A 19095-nucleotide genomic window follows, 5' to 3' on the forward strand; every position below is an offset into this window, starting at 1 on the left:
AATAGTGTCATGTGACACTTATTGGGTTGTTCAATGCGCCTCGCCTCCCCCTGGTTTCCGCGCCTCTCCGACGAGCCTGGTCTCCCGCACGAGCGCCTCGTCGCCGCTCTGGAGCAGGATCTCGCCGATGGTCGCGTTCCGGTCGGCGCGCGGATGCCGGCCCATCGCGATCTCGCCTATCGGCTGGGCATCGGGCTCGGCACGGTCACCAAAGCCTATTCGCTGCTCGAAAAGCGCGGCCTTGTGCGCAGCGTACGCGGGCGCGGGATGTTCGTCGCCGGCAAGGAGCCGAACCCAGGCGAGATCATCGATCTCTCGGTCAATACGCCGCCGCAGATGCTCGGCGACGGCGTTCTCTCGGCGACGCTCGCCGCACTCGCCAGGCAGATGGACGCCGACAGCTTCGGACGATACCGGCCACCGGCGGGAAGCATCGAGCACCGCGAGGCGATGGCACACTGGCTTGCCGAGCACCGCCTGAAGATCGCGGCCGATCGCCTGCTTCTGACCAATGGCGCCCAGCATGCCCTCGCTGTCGCCCTGGCCGCTGCCGCCGGAATCGGCGGCACGGTGTTTACCGAGGCACTGACCTATCCGGGCGCCATCCTCGCTGCACGCCAGAACCTGCAAGCACTCAAGGCCATCGCTCTCAACGACGAAGGGCTGCGGCCGGACGCTCTCGCCGCGGCCTTCTCGGTGCATTCGGACGAACGCCGCGTGGTTTATCTCACCCCGACCCTGCAAAACCCGACCGGTGCGACCATGGGCCTGGCGCGACGACAGGAGATCGTCGCCGTCTGCCGCGCCCACGACGCCGTCATCATCGAGGACGACGTCTATTCGCTGTTCACGCCCGCCGGGCTGCCCGCCCTTGCCGAGTTGGCGCCGGAGCGAACCTTCTACATCGCCGGTTTCTCCAAGATCCTGAGCCCGGGCTTGCGGATCGGTGCCCTCGCCGTACCGCCCGCTGCAATGCAGGCGGCACAGGACTATCTGCAGGCGACGTCGTCGATGGCCTCGCCGCTGATGTGCGCCATCATGGAGCGCTGGATCAGGGACGGCACTGCTAGGGCTGTCGGCGAAGCAATCCGTCGCGAGGCGGCGGAGCGTGCGGCCATGGCGCGTGCGGTTCTGGAGAGCAGAATCATGTCCGCGTCCGGCGCCGGGTTCCATCTCTGGCTGCCGATGTCGCTCGCCGATGCGGCGAGCCTCGCCCAGGGCGCTGCGGCGCGAGGCGTGATGGTGACGCCGCCGGCAGCCGTCATGGTCGACGAGAATGATCGCGCGGCTGGAGTGCGGCTGTGCATCGGTGCTCCCTCGCGGGAGGACCTCAAGCGGGCACTGCGGATCATCCGGCTCTTGCTGGATGGAGGCGCGGAGGATCGGCTCGCTCCTCTTTGATTTCGGTCGATGCGCGCAGAGGTCATCGGTTCTCCCAAGGAGCCGGGCGCTGCCGCCGACGGGCTCACGCAACAGCCACATTGCCGTGACAGATTGGTTCAGAGGCGCGGAACGCTGCCTGGCGTTCCGTCGTTTCCTCGTCGACTGCAACGGAACCAGGAGGACGAGATGAGCTATCTTGGCAAGGAGGAGCGCGAGATCCGCAAGATCGCCTACGCGCTCTGGATGGAGCAAGGGCAGCCAGAAGGCCGCGACCACGAGCACTGGGAAGCCGCGAAGGAGATCTGGAACTTCCGCAACCGCACCACGGACGTCGTGGATACGGGCGCAGAAGACGAGTTCAAGGTCGAGCGCTCGCGCCGGCGCGAGCAGGAATGGCTGTCCTGACCCACGTCTTGCAGGGCTGTGGCTCTACGCAGCCCTGCCATTCCCCATCAGCGCGATCGCAGCCGAAGACAAGCTGCCGCGGGGCTCCCACATTGTGGCTGAAGCGGCGCATTTTCCCGCAAGCGGTGCCGGTGGGGAGCAGCCATGACACAGCATGTGGAAGCCAGCCGGATCGAGGTCGTTGAACGGCCGGAGACCGGGAGGTTCGAGCTCGACTTTCCCGGCGGGCAGGCCTTCGCCGTCTATCGCAGCGACGGCGACAGGATCGTCGTGACCCATACTGAAGTGCCGCCGGCCTTCAATGGGCGCGGCCTCGGCTCGCAATTGGCGGAGGGCATCTTCCGGATCGCGCGTCAGAGCGGGCGGCGTGTCGTGCCACGCTGCTCCTTCGTCGCGGACTGGGCGCGGCACCATCCCGATTATGGCGACGTGCTGGCCTGAAGACCACTCGCCCTGTCCCTACCGCGAGACGAGCTTGCCTCTCGGCCCATGATCGCGTTTGAAAGGCCTCGTCACTGAACGGGGCTTTCATGCCGGACGATCTCGTCATCACCGACTTCCCGCTGCGGGCACAGGACAAGCTCCGCTATGGCGACACCGACCGGCAGGGACATATCAACAACTCCGTGTTCTCGACCTTGCTGGAAACCGGCAGGGTCGAACTGATCTACGATCCAGACCATCCTCTGGCGGAGTCCGGAACGGCCTTCGTCATCGCCCGGCTGGAGGTGGATTTCCGGGCAGAACTACTCTGGCCCGGCGAGGTCGAGAGCGGGATGCGCGTCGCTTCGGTCGGTCGCAGCTCGGTTCGGCTCGAGCAGGCGATCTTTCAGGCCGGGCGCTGTGCTGCGAGTGCGATCACGGTCATAGTTCAAGTGGACGAGGCGACGCGCAAGTCGCGGCCGTTCTCCGATGCGGTGCGCGAGCGGCTGCTCGCATTGATGCCCCCGAGCGCTGAATAGAGACTGCGGCCCAGCGCAGGGACCCATGGCGTTCAGGCCGCTGCCTGACCTAACTTATGGTTGCATGCCCCAACGTCGTCGGTGAAAGTGACCAGCGGGGGGCTCGCCAAGCGGCCCGATTCTGTCGCCGGAGCCGTCGCGGGCCATGCATCAAGCTGTCGCCAACCCGGTGCCGCCGGCTGACCAGGTCTCGTTTTCGGGCGACCGCCCGGTTTTCCGCAAACTGGTGACGCGCGGCGCCCTGCTGGAACTCGTCACTTTCGGCTTCTATCGCTTCTGGCTGGCGACCGATATCCGCCGTCATCTCTGGTCGCACACCTCGGTCGGCGGCGATCCGGCCGAGTATACCGGACGGGCAAAGGAGCTGCTGATCGGCTTCCTGATCGCCATGGCGATCCTGGTGCCAGTCTATCTGGTCTACTTCCTGATCGGCCTCGAAGCCGAGATGATGCAGGCCTTCGCCAGCATCCCTCTCGTCGCGTTCTTCTATCTGTTCACCGAGTTCGCGCGCTACCGGGCGCGCCGGTACCGCCTGACCCGCACGCTCTGGCGCGGCCTGCGCTTCTCCATGGGCGGCTCCGGCTGGAGCTATAGCTGGCGTTCGGGACTGTGGGGGCTGCTGGTCGTCGTCTCGCTTGGGCTCGCTTTGCCCTGGCGGCAGGCCGCGCTCGAGCGCTTCAAGATGCGCCACACCGCCTATGGCAGCCTGCAAGGCCGTTTCGAGGGCACCGGCGGCGACTTGTTCAAGCAGGCCTGGCAGCTTTGGTTGGTCGCACTGCTGACGGCATTCGTGTTGGTAACCGGTATGGCCTCGCCTATTCTCTTGTCGCTGACCAATTCGACGGCTGTATTCGGCTTCATTCCCCTTTGGTTCTTGGCCCTTTCTGCGATCATCCTCATCATCGCCGCACCCTTTGTCTATGCAGCCTTCAAAGCGATCGAATGGCGCTGGTGGGTTGCGGGTTTGCGCTTCGGTGAGGTTCGCTTCGAGGCGGAACTCGAAACCGAGGCTTTGTTCGGACGCTACTGGGCGGTCATCGGCTGGTCGATCCTGCTTGCTCTCCTGTTCTCCGTCTGGATGGCTGGAATGTTCGAGTTCGTCGGCACGGCCTTCTCGATCGGGGGCACCACACAGCAGCGCATGCTCTTCGTAACGCATCATCCGGCTTTCCTGGTTGGCAGCGTCGTTGGCTATCTGCTGATGGCCCTCGCGTTCGGCGCGGTCGTCCGAATTTATCTCAATCGCGATGTCTGGGCCCTCGTCGCGCAAAGCACCGTGGTCCATAACCTCGCAACCGCCGCCGACGTCGCTGGCCAGGGCGAGCCTGTCGGCGCTGTCGGCGAAGGCCTTGCCGACGGCCTGGATGTCGCCGGCTTCTGAGCGCGGAGTGCTTGCCCCTGCGATGAGTTCGATCGGCGACGGCGCCCAGCCGGCGGTCTACTATGACGGGGTTTCCAGCCGCAGGCGGCAGGTCGAGCTGCACCTAGGCGCCCAACTCGACATCACCGAGCACGGTATCGTGCTGGCGACGTGGCGCTACGCCGACATTCGTCGTGTCGACGGCGCCCGTGGCCTGCGGCTGACATCGGTCGCGGCAGCGACGCAAGCCCGGTTGGAGATAGAGGACGAAGCGGTGCAGCGCCTGCTGACGGCACGCTGTACTGCGCTCGATCAGGATCGTGATGGCGGCCAGGCCTGGCGGATCATCGCCTGGTCGCTCGCCGCCGCTGCGTCCATCGTGCTGATGACGCTCTACGGCATCCCGCTGGTCGCCGATCGGCTCGCGACGGTCGTTCCGGTTTCGGTCGAGCAGCGCCTCGGGGACGCGGTCGACAAGCAGGTGCGGGCGTTGATGGGCGGCAAAAGCTGCACGGGAGCCGAGGGTCAGCGCGCCTTCACCAAGATGGTCGAAGCCCTGAAGACGGCCGGCGGCAGCAGCATCCCGCTCGAAGCGCAGGTGCTGTCCTCGCCCATCCCGAATGCCGTCGCCTTGCCGGGCGGGCGGATCTATCTGTTCGAGGGCTTGCTCAACAGGGCCCGCGATCCGGATGAGGTCGCCGGGGTGATCGCGCATGAGATCGGCCATGCCGAGCATCGCGACGGGCTGCGCGGCGTCATCCGCACAGGCGGCACCTCCTTCCTGTTCGGCCTGCTCTTCGGTGACATCACCGGCAGTGGCGCCGTGATCTTCGCATCGCGCACCCTGCTCGACGCTTCGTATTCACGCGAGGCCGAGACAGCCGCCGACGACTTCGCGATCAGGGCGATGACGCGGCTCGGCCGCTCGCCGGCGCCGCTCGGCGAGTTCCTCGTCCGCATCACCGGTAATGGTGGCAAGACGACGATCATCGACAGCCACCCCGTCAGCAGCGAAAGGCTGGAGCGGATGAAGCAGGCGGTGCCGGCAACAGCGGGACCGCCGATCCTGACCGATGCGGAATGGCAGGCGCTCCGGCGCGTTTGCGCGCCCCAGTGACCTAGCCGCCCTCCTCCGACCAGCCGACCAGCTCGGTCGGTGTCCAGCGCGCTTTTCGGCGTTCGCGCCGTCCCTCCAATGCTTCGCCGCTGAAATCCCGTGGCTCGGCCGGTTTGATGAAGCGGGCGCGCTCGTCGAGCATGTCGATGCTGATCGTGGTCCAAGCCTTGCCGTCCTCGACCATCAACATGGCGATATAGACACCGCAGCGGCGGCAGAGCACCACCTCGGAGGCAGCGAGGCCGAAACGGTAACGCTGGAGTTGCGCCGGCTCGTATACGACGAGGCGGACCGTAGCCTTCGGATCCGAAACTGTCCGGGCATTGTGCTTGCGGCAGAACGAGCACTGGCAGGCGCCGACGATCTCTTCTTCCGGCGGGCGCGGCAGCGACAATTCGAGCCCGATCGCACCGCAATGACAGCCGCCGTTCAATCGATGCACCATGCCGGTCTCCCATTCGAACGCTGTCACATCACAGACATTGTGACGATGCGATGATCCTATCAACACAAGTCATTTGATGCCGCATCGAATCAGGGGAACGGAATCACCCCTGCCGCGTTCGAGCCCAAAATGCGGGAGGACATCATGAACACCCTTGTTGCAGCCTCGGCGCTGTTCCTTGCCGGCGGCCTTTCAACCGTGACCATGGGGGCCGTACCCCTGCAGGGTGTTCTCAACGATTTCTTCTGGGCTGGCCTCGCCCTCGCTGCCTTCATCACGACGGCCGGGCTCGAAGCGTCGAGCTGATTGCCGGCCGCCGAGGCAAGCTTGCCGAGCTGCAGGCGCGCCCGATACTTTGGTCTGGACGATTCCGAGTTTCGGCGAAGGCGTGCATGATGCGCCGTTCTCGCTATGGTTGCGGCGATTCATGGGGCCGCCGCCATGGCAATCGAAGCGCATGTGCTTTTTGATGCGAGCTTGCCGAGCATCAAAGACATCAATGCCGAACTGAGATTGCTCGGCTTTCCCGTCAGGCTACAATATGGACACGGCCCTCTCGCCGACCATGGCGGCTTCCTGCCTGCGACTCTGCGGCGCCAGCAATCCGGCTGCGAATTCGACGTTCGCAGCGGCTCCGATGCCGCCGGCGATCTAGAACCGCCGGGGGCTGCCAAGCCGTTCTCGTGCTGCGTCAGCCTGCGTTGGGCGAGCAATGAGGATGAGGCCATTGTTGGCCTATGCATTGCGGCGGCCCTGGCCAAGCTCACGAAAGGTATCGTGCTCGAAGAAGGATCGGGTAAATGGCAGAACGCTGCCAAGGCCGTCGACTACGCCAGGCTGCACCTCAAAGCGGCGGGCGTAAGGGACGGTCCAGCTAAACCGGGAACACGCCCGGCGGACATCAAGCGTTATCTAAAGACCCTTCTCGCTGAACGGGACGATCTCGTCCTCGTGGGCCGTCACCTGTTGATCCGGCCCGTCCATCACATTCTGCGGGGCGTATTGTTTGATCGCACAGGGGAACGGACGCGCTTCCGGATCTGGCCCTACCTCAACCCACTCTATGGACATCCTGATTCCACCGGTTGCCTGGAACCGATTCATGAGTCGCTCTGGGACGTCACGGCAGTGCATTTCATGCCGGTGCTGCACGATGCGCTGCTTCACGACGTGTTCGCCGATGTGGGAGCGGTCACCACGCTACCAAAGCTAGCCAGCCGGTTGAAGGCCGATCGGCAAAAGATCAGCGCCTGCGTGATCGCTCTGGTGCTGTCGGGGCGGCACGAAACGGCCAGCACATTTTTGGATAGTATCGCGGTGCGCGACCCGACTTGGGATCCTTGGCTGGTCAAGGATCGACAATTCCTCGATCGCGATATCAAGGCCATCTGTGCCGAATTCCACGAGCGGGAGGAGCGAACCGTCCAGGCGCTGAAGATTGGTGCGATATGGGAGCCATCGCCCTTCCCAGCCGAGTTGCCTGAACACGAGCGTGAGGCCGCAACTGAACCGCAATTCCATGCGGGTCGATGGCCCGCGACGCCGGATGGCCTGTTGGCGCGGCTGCCCGAACAGCGCGGCGAGCTCAGGTTCAGCAAGGACTATATCTTTCGCCGTGCCCTTCCCCTCTTGCTGGAACCCATCACGATCGAGGCTGGACGGCGGGCTTACCAGGCCAATGAACGGTTGATTGCGGCGCAACGTCTGCCTGACGGGAAGCTTCTGCTCAGCATTATGCGTCCTCAGCGCGCGCATCAGAGCTGGATCGACCAGGCATCGCCCCAGTTGGATCCTTTCTGGGTTGATACGCGCCTACTTCTCTATGGCAGCGAGCGCCTCGCTGAAATCTGGCTCAGCCGTCGATCATTGTCTGTGGAGCCACTTTCAATCCATTCGATCGAAATCCGGACGAAGGACCGCCGTCACAGCATCTGGCACTGCAACTTCGAATATGAGCAGGCCTCTGGGACAGTGTTCGACTATCGCAGCGTAGCGAGACGCGGGGGCACGTCCGAGCTTTCGCCGGAGCTCTGTGCGGCACTCGTGCTCGACCATCCCGTGCCAGGCGCGCCGGACGATGTCCTGCACCGCACGCGACAGCTCATCGACGGCATGGGCTACGGCGAACTCGATCTCGATCTGCCATTCGAAAGATCCTGATCTTTATGCGGCCCTTATGCCTCCGCCTGCCCTTCCCGCTCGACCGCTTAGCAGGTGCGGCACCACATCACCCGTCTGAACCAGGCTGGAGATTTGTCATGGCCGACATCGTCTTTCTCGCGCTCGGAGCCGGGGCCTTCGCGCTCTTCGGCTGGTACGCAGCGCTGCTGCGCAAGGTCTAAACGCCATGGGCCTGACCTTGCTCTATGCCGCCGCAGCCCTCGGGCTCGCAATTTACATGGTCGCCGCGCTGCTGCGCCCCGACCGCTTCTGAACAACAAGAAAAAGGAGACCTCGCATGGACTGGCGGGGCTGGGCAGAGATCGTTTTCACGATCGCAGTGACGGTGGCCGTAGGCTGGCCACTCGGCATCTACATGGCACGTGTCTGGGCGGGTGAGCGCACGCCGCTCGACCTCGTGCTGAAGCCGGTCGAGACCGGCTTCTACGCCGCGCTCGGCGTCGACCGGAACAAGGGGCAGAACTGGCTCGGCTATGCCGTGGCGGTGCTCGCCTTCAGCGCGGCCGGTTTCGTGCTGCTCTATGCCCTCCTGCGACTGCAAGGGCAGTTGCCGCTGAACCCGCAGGGCTTCGACGGCCTGTCGCCGCATCTCGCCTTCAACACGGCGGTCAGCTTCGTCACCAACACGAACTGGCAGTCCTATGGCGGCGAGACGACGATGAGCAGCCTCAGCCAGATGCTGGGCCTGACCGTCCAGAACTTCGTCTCGGCCGGCGCCGGCCTTGCCGTGGCTGCCGCCGTGGCGCGTGCCTTCGCCGCCGATCGCGGCGAAACGCTCGGCAATTTCTGGGTCGATCTGACTCGCAGCACCCTTTACGTGCTGCTGCCGGTGTCGATCGTCACCGCGCTCGCGCTCGTCGCCGCTGGCGTGCCGCAGAGCCTCATCGCCAACGTCACCGCCAAGACGCTGGAGGGCGCCGACCAGATCATCGCGCTCTTCCCGGTCGCCAGCCAGGAGGCGATCAAGCAGTGGGGCACCAATGGCGGTGGCCTGTTCAACGTCAACTCGGCGCATCCGCTCGAGAACCCGACGCCGCTGACCAATTTGATCGAAGTCGTCTCGCTGAACGCGCTCGCCTTCGGCACCGTCATTGCCTTCGGGCGTGTCGCCGGCGCCCGCAAGGAAGCGCGCGCCCTGCTCGCCGCCATGGTCATCCTGGTCGGCCTCGGCGCTGCCGCGATCTATTCCTCCGAGACTCTGACACCGCAGCCCGCGATGATCGCGGCCGGCATCACCGACGCGCCCGCCAATATGGAAGGCAAGGAGGTGCGCTTTGGCGCCGCCGCCTCGTCGATCTGGGCGGCGCAGACCACCGGTGCCTCGAACGGCTCGGTCAATGCGATGCACGGCTCGTTCATGCCGCTCGGCGGCGGCGTCGCGATGTTCCTGATGCAGCTCGGCGAGATCCTGCCGGGCGGTGTCGGCTCCGGCCTCTACGGCATGGTTGTGATGGCGCTGCTCGCCGTCTTCGTCGCCGGGCTGATGGTCGGGCGCACGCCGGAATATCTCGGCAAGAAGGTCGAAAGCCGCGAGATCAAGTTCGCCATGCTGGCGGTGCTGATCCTGCCGCTCGCCATTCTCGGTTTCTCGGCGATCGCCGCCGTGCTGCCGGTCGCGCTTGAGGGCTTGCTGAACAAGGGTCCGCGCGGGCTCACCGAGATCCTCTACGCCTACTCCTCAGCGGCGGGGAACAACGGTTCGGCCTATGCCGGCCTCACCGCCAATGCGCCCTGGTGGAACACGACGCTCGGCATCGCCATGCTGCTCGGCCGCTTCGCCTACATGATCCCGGTGATCGCCTTGGCGGGAGCCATCGCCGCCAAGCCGAAGCTGAAGCCGACCGCCGGCACGCTGCCGAGCGACTCACCGCTCTTCGTCGGCCTGCTCATCGGCATCATCCTGATCCTGGGTGGCCTGCAATTCTTCCCCGCGCTCGCGCTCGGGCCGATCGTCGAGCACTTCCAAGTGCTTGCGGCCTCTCGCTGAGCCGACAAAGGAACTCGTTCGATGAGTGTCTCACTCGCCAAATCCAGCGCCTTCAACCAGGCCATCGTCCTGACGGCGTTGAAGAGCGCTGTCAGCAAGCTCGACCCGCGCAAGCTCACCGGTAACCCGGTTATCCTTGCGACCGAGGTGGTGGCTGCGCTCGCCACCGTCTCGGCCGTCGTCGCCATCGCCAATGGCCAGCCTGCGGCCTTCCCGATCCAGATCGCGATCTGGCTCTGGCTCACCGTGGTCTTCGCCAACTTCGCCGAGGCGATCGCCGAAGGGCGTGGCAAGGCGGCGGCGGATTCGCTGCGCGCCACCCGCGTCACCACCAAGGCCAAGCTGATCATCGATGCCGAGCGCAATGCGATGATCCCGACGCCGGCTCATGAGCTCGCGCCGGACGACATCGTCCTGGTCGAGGCCGGTGACGTCATCCCCGCCGATGGCGAGATCATCGAAGGCGTCGCCTCGGTCAACGAGGCCGCGATCACCGGCGAATCCGCCCCGGTGATCCGCGAGAGCGGCGGTGACCGTTCCGCTGTCACCGGCGGCACCACGGTCGTCTCCGACTGGATCAAGGTCCGCGTGACCTCGCGGCCGGGCTCGTCCTTCCTCGATCGCATGATCGCGATGGTCGAGGGCGCCGACCGGCGCAAGACGCCGAACGAGCTGGCGCTCGCCGTGCTGCTCGCCGGGCTGACACTGGTCTTCCTGATCGCGGTCGTCACCCTGACCGGGCTTGGCGCCTTCTCGGGCGTCTCGCTCGATCCGATGGTGCTGGGTGCGCTCTTCATCACGCTGATCCCGACCACGATCGGCGGCCTGCTCAGCGCCGTCGGCATCGCCGGCATGGACCGGTTGCTCAAGGTCAACGTCCTCGCGACCTCAGGCAGGGCCGTCGAGGCCGCCGGCGACGTCGATACGTTGCTGCTCGACAAGACCGGCACGATCACCTTCGGCAACCGCATGGCGGTCGAGGTGATCCCGGTTCCCGGCGTGCGCCCGGATGCGGCGCTGCGCGCGGCGCTGATGGCCTCGCTCGCCGACGAGACGCCGGAAGGCCGCTCGATCGTCGAGCTTGCCCGCAATCAGGGCGTCACCGCCGAGGTTCCGGCGGGAGCGACCACGATCCCGTTCAGCGCCACCACCCGCCAATCGGGCCTCGACCTCGACGGCAAATCCTGGCGCAAGGGCGCGGTCGACGCCGTGATCAAGACGCTCGATCTTGCCGACAGCCAGGTGCCGGCAGAGTTGCGCCAGGCGGTCGACGGCATTGCCCGTTCGGGCGGCACGCCGCTCGCCGTCAGCGAGAACGGCTCCCTGGTCGGCGTCATCCACCTCAAGGATGTGGTCAAGCCGGGCGTCAAGGAGCGCTTCGCCGACCTGCGCCGCATGGGCGTGCGCACGGTGATGATCACCGGCGACAACCCGGTCACCGCGGCGGCGATCGCCTCTGAGGCCGGCGTCGACGACTTCCTCGCCGAGGCGACACCGGAGGACAAGCTGCGCATCATCCGCACCGAGCAGGCCAAGGGCCGCCTCGTCGCCATGTGCGGCGACGGCGCCAACGACGCCCCCGCTCTCGCCCAGGCCGATGTCGGCGTCGCCATGCAGACCGGCGCGCAGGCGGCGCGCGAGGCCGGCAACATGGTCGATCTCGACAGCGACCCGACCAAGGTTCTGGAGATCGTCGAGGTCGGCAAGCAATTGCTGATCACCCGCGGCGCGCTCACCACCTTCTCGATCGCCAACGATGTCGCGAAGTACTTTGCCATCATCCCGGCGCTCTTCGTCGTCTCGCTGCCGGCTCTCGGTGCGCTCAACATCATGGGTCTGTCGAGCCCGCAGAGCGCGATCCTCTCGGCAGTGATCTTCAATGCGCTAGTGATCGTCGCGCTGATCCCGCTGGCACTGCGCGGCGTGCGCTACCGGGCGATCGGCGCGGCCAAGCTGCTCTCGCGCAACCTGACCCTCTACGGCATCGGGGGGCTGATCGCGCCCTTCGTCGGCATCAAGCTGATCGATCTCATCGTCTCGGCCCTCGGGCTCGCCTGAAGGCTTGAACAGGACACATGTCATGATCGCCAATCTTCGCCCCGCCATCGTCTCGATGGCCCTCTTCAGCCTCCTGCTCGGCCTCGCCTATCCGCTTGGCGTCACCGGGCTGGCGCAGGCCTTGTTCCCTGCCCAGGCTGGCGGCTCGCTGATCCGCAATGCCTCCGGCGACATCGTCGGCTCGCGCTGGATCGGGCAGAACTTCAAGGACGAGGCCTATCTGCGTCCCCGCCCCTCGGCTGCCGGCAAGGACGGCTACGATGCCGCCGGTTCCTCCGGCTCCAATCTCGGGCCGCTGAACGAGGATCTCGCCGCCCGCATCAAGACCGACGCCGAGGCGCTGCGCGCCGAGAGCCCGGCGCCGATTCCGGTCGACGCCGTCACCACCTCCGGCTCGGGGCTCGACCCGCATGTCTCGCCGGCCAATGCGGCGCGGCAGGTGGCGCGCATCGCCGCTGCCCGCAAGGCTCAGCCGAACGAGGTTCTGGCTGTGATCGCCGCCAACACCGAAGGCTCGACCTTCGGCCTGCTCGGTGAGCCGCGCGTCAATGTGCTCGCCGTCAATTTGGCACTCGACGTGCGCTGGCCGCGGCCGCAACGTTAGGATCGATGGCGAACGACGAATCCCAGTTCCGCGAGGCAGGGCGGCCCGACCCCGACGCCCTGCTTGCTTCAGCCGGCCGCGGCAAGCGCGGCCGGCTGAAGATATTTCTCGGCATGGCGCCAGGCGTCGGCAAGACCTACGAGATGCTGACCCAGGCGCGGCGCGCCCAGGACGAGCATGGCGAGGTGCTCGTCGGCGTGGTCGAGACACATGGACGCCAGGAGACGGAAGCCCTGCTCGATGGGCTCGAGGTGATGGCGCGCCGGCCGCTCGAGCATCGTGGCCGGCTGATGATGGAGTTCGACCTCGATGCCGCGCTCGCGCTGAAGCCGAAGCTGCTGCTGGTCGACGAGTATGCCCACTCCAACGCGCCGGGCAGCCGCCATCCCAAGCGCTGGCAGGATGTCGCGGAACTGCTTGATTCCGGCATCGACGTCTGGACCACGCTGAACGTCCAGCACCTCGAAAGCCTGGTCGACGTGGTCTGGAAGATTACCGGAGTGCGCCAGCGCGAGACTGTGCCGGACAGTGCGCTGAGCCGCGCCGACGAGATCGAGCTGATCGACATCACGCCGACCGAACTCCGCCAGCGCATGGAGGAAGGCAAGGTCTACGTTCCCGAGACGGCGCGGCTTGCCGCCGGCAATTTCTTCAAGCCGGAGAACCTGACGGCGTTGCGTGAACTGGCGCTGCGGCGCGCGGCCCAGACGGTCGACGACCAGCTCAGCCAGGCGATGAAGCGCGCCGGCGTCGAGGGGCCCTGGGCGGCGGGCGAGCGCATCCTCGTGCTGATCGGTCCCGATGCCATGGCCGGCTCGCTGGTCCGGGCCGGGCGGCGGCTCTCCGACATGATGATGGACGCGCCGTGGACGGTCGCCCATGTCGAACGCCCAAACCGGGCGGAAGCGGATTCCGGCCGCGGTGCGCACCTAGCCGAGGCGCTGAGGCTGGCCGAGCAACTGGGCGGCGCCAGCGTCGTGCTGAACGGCGACGATCTCGTTGGCGCCGTGCTCGACTATGCTCGCCGGAACAACGTCACCCAGATCGTCGTCGGCAAGTCGCACCGCAAGGGCTGGCGCGCCTGGTTCCGCCCCTCTCTTGCCCCCGAGCTACTGAAGGCGCAGAACGGCGCGGCACTGCACATCATCACCGAGGTCACTAGCGGGCCGGTGCAGCAGATCGTGAGTGCGCCGCGCGCCCGGTTCAACTGGCTCGCCCATCTCGGCGCGATCGCGATGGTCGGGGTCGTGATCGGCCTGGCGGAGCTGATCGACAAGCGGGTCGAGAACGTCAATCTCGCCATGCTGTTTCTGGTCAGCGTGCTTGGCGCCGGCCTCGCTTTCGGCTTGTGGCCGGCAGTGACGGCGGCGGCGCTCGCTGCCTTCGCCTATAACTTCTTCTTCCTCGAGCCGCGCCTCTCCTTCTGGATCGGCCATCCCGGAGACGTGCTGACCTTCCTCGTCTTCTTCGCCGTCGCGCTGACGACTGGTGGCCTGACCGGGCGGATTCGCGACCAGGCCAGGGCGACGGCGCGGCGTGCATCGGCGATCACCGCCTTGCTCGCCGCCAGCCGCCGGCTCTCGGCGGCGGCGCGGCGCGAGGGTGTCGCCTCGATCCTCGCCGAACAGGTCTCGGCCGCGACCTCCGGCAAGATCGTCGTGCTGCTGCCGGTCGATGGCGAGATCATGCCGGTCGCCGGCGCGCCCGAGCTCGAAGCGCTCTCGACAGCTGACATGACGGCGGCGCGCTGGACCTGGAACCGCGGCGAGCCGGCCGGGGCCGGCACTGGAACCTTGCCGAACGTGGCCTGGACCTTCCGGCCGCTGCAGGGCGTGCGGGCACGCTCCGGTGTGGTCGGATTCGAGCCAAAGGCTCTGGCAACGGCCGAGAATGCCCGCTTCGCATTGGCGCTGCTCGACCAGGGTGCGATCGCGGTCGAGCGGGCCGAGCTTGCTGCGGCCGCGGTCGACGCCGAGGCACTGCGCCGTAGCGACCGCCTGCGCTCGGCGCTGCTCAATTCGGTCAGCCACGATCTGCGCACACCGCTCGCCACCGTGCTCGGCTCGGCGACGACGCTGATCGACTATGGCGAGGGCATGCGGCCGGCCGTGCGCGACGACCTGCTGCTCTCGATCCGCGAGGAGGCGGAACGCCTGAACCGCTATGTCGGCGACCTGCTCGACATGACCAGGCTCGAAGGCGGGGCGCTGGTGGCGCGGCACGACTGGATCGATGTGCGCGACGTGATCGCAGCGGCGCTTTCGCGTGTCTCGCGTCGGCTCGGCCAGCGGCGGGTCCATCGAGACTTTCCGGCCGAACTGTCCCTGGTCCGAGCCGATCCGGGGCTGCTTGAGCAGGTGCTGGTCAATATCCTCGAGAACGCCATCGCCTATAGCGAGGACGGTGCGCTGATCGAGGCGGCGGCCTATGAGGATCGCGGCAATGTCGTGATCTCGATCGAGGACGAGGGCCGCGGCATCCCGACCGCCGAGCTGGAGCGCGTCTTCGAGAAGTTCCGCCGGCTGGAGGAATCGATCGATCGCGGTGGCGAGCGCGGCAAAGGCGCGGGCCTGGGCCTCGCCATCGCCAAGGGTTTCGTCGAGGCCATGGGCGGGCGCATCGCCGCCGCCAGCCCGATCCATGACCGCCCGGACGGCAGCAAGGGCGGCACCCGTATCCTGATCAGCCTGCGCAAGGACGTCGCGGGCGGAGAACCCAAGTCATGACCGCCTTTCGCCCCCGCATCCTCGTCATCGACGACGAGCCGCAGATCCACCGTTTCCTCGGCCCGGCGCTCGACGCGGCCGGCTATGAGCCGATCCGGGCCGACGACGCCACCACCGGCCTGCGCGAGATCGCCCGCAAGCCGCCCGACGCCGTCGTGCTCGACCTCGGCCTGCCCGACATGGACGGCAAGGAGGCGCTCGCCAAGGCGCGGGCCTTCTATGACGGGCCGGTGATCATCCTCTCGGCCCGCGACCGCGAGACCGAGAAGATCGACGCGCTCGACGCCGGCGCCGACGACTATGTCGAAAAGCCTTTCGGCGTCGGCGAATTGCTGGCGCGCCTGCGTGTCGCGCTGCGCCACCGTCTCGAACGCCAGGGCTCCGAACCGGCACTGCAGGTCGGCGATGTCGAGATCGACCTGGTCAACCGCCGGATCAGCAAGGCGGGCGTTCCGGTGAAGCTCTCGCCCAAGGAATACGACCTGCTCGCCAGCCTGGCCGGTGGGAATGGTCGGGTGCTGACCCATAAGCAGATCCTCACGGCCGTGTGGGGACCAGCGCATGAGCACGACGTGCAGTATTTGCGCGTCTTCGTCGGCCAGCTCAGGCAGAAGCTCGAGGACGATCCGGCCGAGCCTAAACTGATCGAGACTGAGCCGGGTGTGGGCTATCGGCTGGGCGGGTTGGTCTGAAGATGGTGATGCGGCACCTGGCGGTTGGATTGGTGGTTTTCCTCGGCGCGGTCAGCCAGGCTGCCGCCGAATGGAAGCCAAGCATCTTCGACGGCGAGAGCAAGCGGGCGATCCAAGGCTGCGCGGCGAAATCTACCGATGATTCATGGTCCTGCGCCTTCATCCGCTGCGAGCCTGACAAGCAGCTCGGCCTTTATCTCGATGTTCCCGGCATTCTTTCGGAAGGGCCGATCACCCTTGCCGTCGATGGGCGCGACTTTGCACTTCGGCTTCAGGACACCTCGGGTCCGTTCGGCGGCGCCTATCGCGTTTTCGGCGCCGATGCCGAGATGTTCGCTGCCTTTCCTACGGGTCGTGTGCTGCGTATCCGCCAGGAGGGCATCAAGAAGGGGTATGACGTGATCCCGCTCGCCGGCCTCGGTCCGGCGCTGCGGCGGCTGAGCCAGTCCTGCAAGCCGCGCTGAGGCTCCGCAGGAGAAAATGCTTCCTCGGATATCCGCGGCCGAACCGCCATGAAGAGAGATTTCCTCTTTTGGAGCGGGAATAAGAAAAATCACACTACCTGACGTGAATTGATGCTTAGAGGCCGCTGCCTTATGTAAAACGTTCGGAATAGCGAACGTAGCGAGCATCATACATGGCTGCCGCCAAGCGCCCTGCCCTGCCGGTGATCCTGCTGGCCAACGACCTGCTCGACGGCGACGTCGTCTTCGCGGCGGGCGATGCCAATGGCCTGAATTGGTCGCGCGATCCCGGCGCCGCACTGATTGGCCATGACGATGCGACGGCCGACCAGCTCGACGCCTTCGCCGCCGCCGAGCTCGGCAACCAGCAGGTCGTCGACGCCTATCTGGTCGATGTCGCGATCGAGGACGGCGTTCCAGTGCCGCGCCATTACCGCGAGCGCATGAAGACGACCGGGCCCAGCATCCGGCGTGACCTCGGCAAGCAGGCCGAGCTGCCGCTTGCCCAAGCATTCCTGAGAGCCTGACGCATGTATCGTTACGATGAATTCGACGAGCGTTTCGTCCGAGAGCGGGTCGCGCAGTTCCGCGACCAGGTCGGCCGCCGGTTGAACGGTTCGCTGACCGAGGACGAGTTCAAGCCGCTGCGCCTGAAGAACGGCGTCTATCTGCAGCTCCACGCCTATATGCTGCGGATCGCAGTTCCCTACGGCACCCTCTCGTCGAAGCAGATGCGCCAGCTCGCTTTGATCGGCGAGCGCTATGACCGCGGCTACGGCCATTTCACCACGCGCACCAATCTCCAGTTCAACTGGCCGAAGCTGCGCGACATCCCGGACATTCTCGACCTACTCGCCGATGTCGAGATGCACGCGATCCAGACCTCGGGCAATTGCATCCGCAACGTCACCGCCGATCATTTCGCCGGCGTCGCCCAGGACGAGATCGAGGACCCGCGCCCGACTGCCGAGCTGATCCGGCAATGGTCGAGCCTGCATCCCGAGTTCGACTACCTGCCGCGCAAGTTCAAGATCGCGGTGACCGGCGCCGAGCACGACCGCGCCGTGATCAAGGCGCACGATATCGGCCTGCGCATCCTGCGCCATCCGGATACGCACGAGATCGGCTACGAGGTCATCGTCGGCGGCGGCCTCGGCCGTACCCCGATGATCGGCAAGGTCGTCCGCGAATTCCTGCCCAAGGCCGACCTGCTCGCCTATCTCGAGGCGGTCATGCGGGTCTATAATCTCGAAGGCCGGCGCGACAACAAGTACAAGGCCAGGGTCAAGATCCTCGTCCACGAGATCGGCACGGAAGAGTTCTCCCGCCGCGTCGAGGAGGAATTTGCTCGGCTCGACGGCCCTTCCGTCAATGCCGACCCGGCCGAGGTCGCGCGCATCGCAGCCTATTTCGCGCCACCGGCCTATGAGACGCTGCCGGCGACGAGCGGCGCGTTCGAGGCGGCGAAAGCTGGCAATCCTGATTTTGCCCGCTGGGTCGAAACCAATGTCACTGATCACCGCCAGCCGGGCTATGCCGCGCTGACGATCTCGCTGAAGCCGATCGGCGCTCCTCCGGGGGACGCCACCAGCGACCAGATGCGTCTCGTCGCGGACCTAGCGGACGAGTTCTCCTTATCCGAGATCCGCGTCACCCATGCCCAGAACCTTGTCCTGCCGCAGGTGAAGCAGGCCGATCTGTTCGCGGTCTGGCGGCGGCTTGGCGAAGCCGACCTGGCCACGGCCAATGTCGGGCTGATCACCGACATCATCGCCTGCCCCGGCCTCGACTACTGCGCGCTGGCGACGGCCCGCTCGATCCCGATCGCGCAGGCACTGGCCCAGCGTTTCGCCGATGCCGGGCGGCAGAAAGAGATCGGTGTGCTCAACATCAAGATCTCCGGCTGCATCAATGCCTGCGGCCACCACCATGTCGGCCATATCGGCATTCTTGGCCTCGAGAAGCGCGGCATCGAATCCTACCAGATCACGCTCGGCGGTGACGCGACCGAAAACGCCGCGATCGGCGAAATCCTCGGTCCCGGCCTCGCGGCCGAGGACGTGCCGGACGCGATCGAGCGCATCGTCTCGGTCTACCTGGCCCAGCGCCAGCAGGGCGAGAGCTTCATCGACAATGTCCGCCGCATCGGGCTTGCGCCCTTCAAGGCGGCTTTCCAGGAGGCAAGCCATGCCGTTGCTTGACCGTCACGGCGCCAAGGCCGAGACCTGGACCCGCAACGAGGGCGCCGCGATCGACAATCTCTCGCATGCGCTCGTCGACTGGGCGGCGTTGCCGGAGGCGCTGGCGCAGAAGACGCGCGACCAGCGCATCGGCGTCGTCATCCCCAACACCGTCCGCATTCCCGAGCTCAAGCTGCTGATGCGGCAGCTCTCGCTGATCGCGATCAGCTTCCCGTCTTTCGGCGACGGGCGCGGCTTCAGCCTGGCGCGCCTGATCCGCAATCACGGTTTCACCGGCACGCTGCGTGCCAGCGGGCCGCTGATCGTCGACCAGTTCGCGTATGCGCTGGCCTGCGGCTTCGACGAGGTCGAGCTGCCGGAAGCCAGCGCTGCGCGCCAGCCGGTCGAGCAATGGACCAAAGCGCTCGGCCAGATCAGCCATGGCTACCAGCGCGGCTATGGCGACAGCGGCAACATCCTCGACCGGCGCCGCTCGGCCCGCCTGAAACATGCTGCGGCGAGCTGAGACGA

The 19095-nt window shown here is 66.2% G+C and carries 18 protein-coding genes; 17 read left to right on the forward strand and 1 reads right to left on the reverse strand.

Features of this window, described 5'->3' with window-relative positions:
* The first annotated feature begins 33 nt into the window (after nucleotides 1-33).
* From BLM15_RS06265 to BLM15_RS06290, 6 genes are all read left to right on the forward strand, one after another.
* The gene (locus BLM15_RS06265; RefSeq protein ID WP_126111385.1) at nucleotides 34-1401 is read left to right on the forward strand and encodes an aminotransferase-like domain-containing protein; all 1368 of its coding nucleotides are present in this window, start codon (nucleotides 34-36) and stop codon (nucleotides 1399-1401) included.
* Nucleotides 1402-1569: 168 nt separating this feature from the next.
* A complete protein-coding gene (locus BLM15_RS06270; RefSeq protein ID WP_126111387.1) occupies nucleotides 1570-1788 on the forward strand; it encodes a DUF2934 domain-containing protein in 219 nt (72 codons plus the stop codon).
* 144 nt (nucleotides 1789-1932) lie between these two features.
* Complete coding sequence (locus tag BLM15_RS06275; RefSeq protein ID WP_126111389.1) at nucleotides 1933-2229, forward strand: GNAT family N-acetyltransferase; 297 nt, start codon at nucleotides 1933-1935, stop codon at nucleotides 2227-2229.
* An 89-nt stretch (nucleotides 2230-2318) separates the two neighbouring features.
* Nucleotides 2319-2750, forward strand: coding sequence for an acyl-CoA thioesterase (locus BLM15_RS06280; protein WP_126111391.1), 432 nt, complete (start codon nucleotides 2319-2321; stop codon nucleotides 2748-2750).
* Between the two features lie 145 nt (nucleotides 2751-2895).
* Nucleotides 2896-4131 (forward strand): DUF898 family protein, encoded by a 1236-nt coding sequence (locus tag BLM15_RS06285; protein ID WP_126111393.1) that lies wholly within the window; start codon nucleotides 2896-2898, stop codon nucleotides 4129-4131.
* A gap of 22 nt (nucleotides 4132-4153) precedes the next feature.
* Nucleotides 4154-5227, forward strand: coding sequence for a M48 family metallopeptidase (locus BLM15_RS06290; RefSeq protein ID WP_126111395.1), 1074 nt, complete (start codon nucleotides 4154-4156; stop codon nucleotides 5225-5227).
* 1 nt (nucleotide 5228) lies between these two features.
* On the opposite strand, the gene BLM15_RS06295 is transcribed toward BLM15_RS06290, so the two are convergent.
* A complete protein-coding gene (locus BLM15_RS06295; protein ID WP_126111397.1) occupies nucleotides 5229-5672 on the reverse strand; it encodes a GFA family protein in 444 nt (147 codons plus the stop codon).
* A 144-nt stretch (nucleotides 5673-5816) separates the two neighbouring features.
* Between BLM15_RS06295 and BLM15_RS31270 the strand changes: the two genes are divergently transcribed.
* The 11 genes from BLM15_RS31270 (at nucleotide 5817) to BLM15_RS06350 (ending at nucleotide 19090) form a co-directional block, all read left to right on the forward strand.
* Entirely contained in the window at nucleotides 5817-5978 is a 162-nt protein-coding gene (locus BLM15_RS31270; RefSeq protein WP_164547412.1) for a hypothetical protein, read from the forward strand.
* 135 nt (nucleotides 5979-6113) lie between these two features.
* Nucleotides 6114-7832, forward strand: a complete 1719-nt coding sequence (locus BLM15_RS06300) for a hypothetical protein (protein WP_126111399.1) — start codon at nucleotides 6114-6116, stop codon at nucleotides 7830-7832.
* Between the two features lie 298 nt (nucleotides 7833-8130).
* Nucleotides 8131-9840 carry a potassium-transporting ATPase subunit KdpA gene (kdpA, locus tag BLM15_RS06310; protein ID WP_126111401.1) on the forward strand — a complete coding sequence of 570 codons (1710 nt, stop codon included), beginning with the start codon at nucleotides 8131-8133 and terminating at the stop codon, nucleotides 9838-9840.
* Nucleotides 9841-9861: 21 nt separating this feature from the next.
* Nucleotides 9862-11898, forward strand: coding sequence for a potassium-transporting ATPase subunit KdpB (gene kdpB, locus BLM15_RS06315; protein ID WP_126111403.1), 2037 nt, complete (start codon nucleotides 9862-9864; stop codon nucleotides 11896-11898).
* Between the two features lie 22 nt (nucleotides 11899-11920).
* Complete coding sequence (gene kdpC, locus BLM15_RS06320) at nucleotides 11921-12502, forward strand: potassium-transporting ATPase subunit KdpC (RefSeq protein ID WP_126111405.1); 582 nt, start codon at nucleotides 11921-11923, stop codon at nucleotides 12500-12502.
* 5 nt (nucleotides 12503-12507) lie between these two features.
* A complete protein-coding gene (locus BLM15_RS06325) occupies nucleotides 12508-15228 on the forward strand; it encodes a sensor histidine kinase (RefSeq protein ID WP_126111407.1) in 2721 nt (906 codons plus the stop codon).
* Nucleotides 15225-15920, forward strand: coding sequence for a response regulator (locus BLM15_RS06330; protein WP_126111409.1), 696 nt, complete (start codon nucleotides 15225-15227; stop codon nucleotides 15918-15920). The genes BLM15_RS06325 and BLM15_RS06330 overlap by 4 nt, the downstream gene beginning before the upstream one ends.
* An 8-nt stretch (nucleotides 15921-15928) precedes the next feature.
* Nucleotides 15929-16384, forward strand: a complete 456-nt coding sequence (locus BLM15_RS06335; protein ID WP_126111411.1) for a hypothetical protein — start codon at nucleotides 15929-15931, stop codon at nucleotides 16382-16384.
* 173 nt (nucleotides 16385-16557) lie between these two features.
* Nucleotides 16558-16911, forward strand: a complete 354-nt coding sequence (locus tag BLM15_RS06340) for a DUF2849 domain-containing protein (RefSeq protein ID WP_126111413.1) — start codon at nucleotides 16558-16560, stop codon at nucleotides 16909-16911.
* A gap of 3 nt (nucleotides 16912-16914) precedes the next feature.
* Nucleotides 16915-18585 carry a nitrite/sulfite reductase gene (locus BLM15_RS06345; RefSeq protein WP_126111415.1) on the forward strand — a complete coding sequence of 557 codons (1671 nt, stop codon included), beginning with the start codon at nucleotides 16915-16917 and terminating at the stop codon, nucleotides 18583-18585.
* The gene (locus tag BLM15_RS06350; RefSeq protein WP_126111417.1) at nucleotides 18572-19090 is read left to right on the forward strand and encodes a DUF934 domain-containing protein; all 519 of its coding nucleotides are present in this window, start codon (nucleotides 18572-18574) and stop codon (nucleotides 19088-19090) included. Before BLM15_RS06345 ends, BLM15_RS06350 begins: the two co-directional genes overlap by 14 nt.
* The last annotated feature ends 5 nt before the right edge of the window (nucleotides 19091-19095 follow it).

The organism is Bosea sp. Tri-49 (assembly GCF_003952665.1).
GTDB lineage: Bacteria > Pseudomonadota > Alphaproteobacteria > Rhizobiales > Beijerinckiaceae > Allobosea.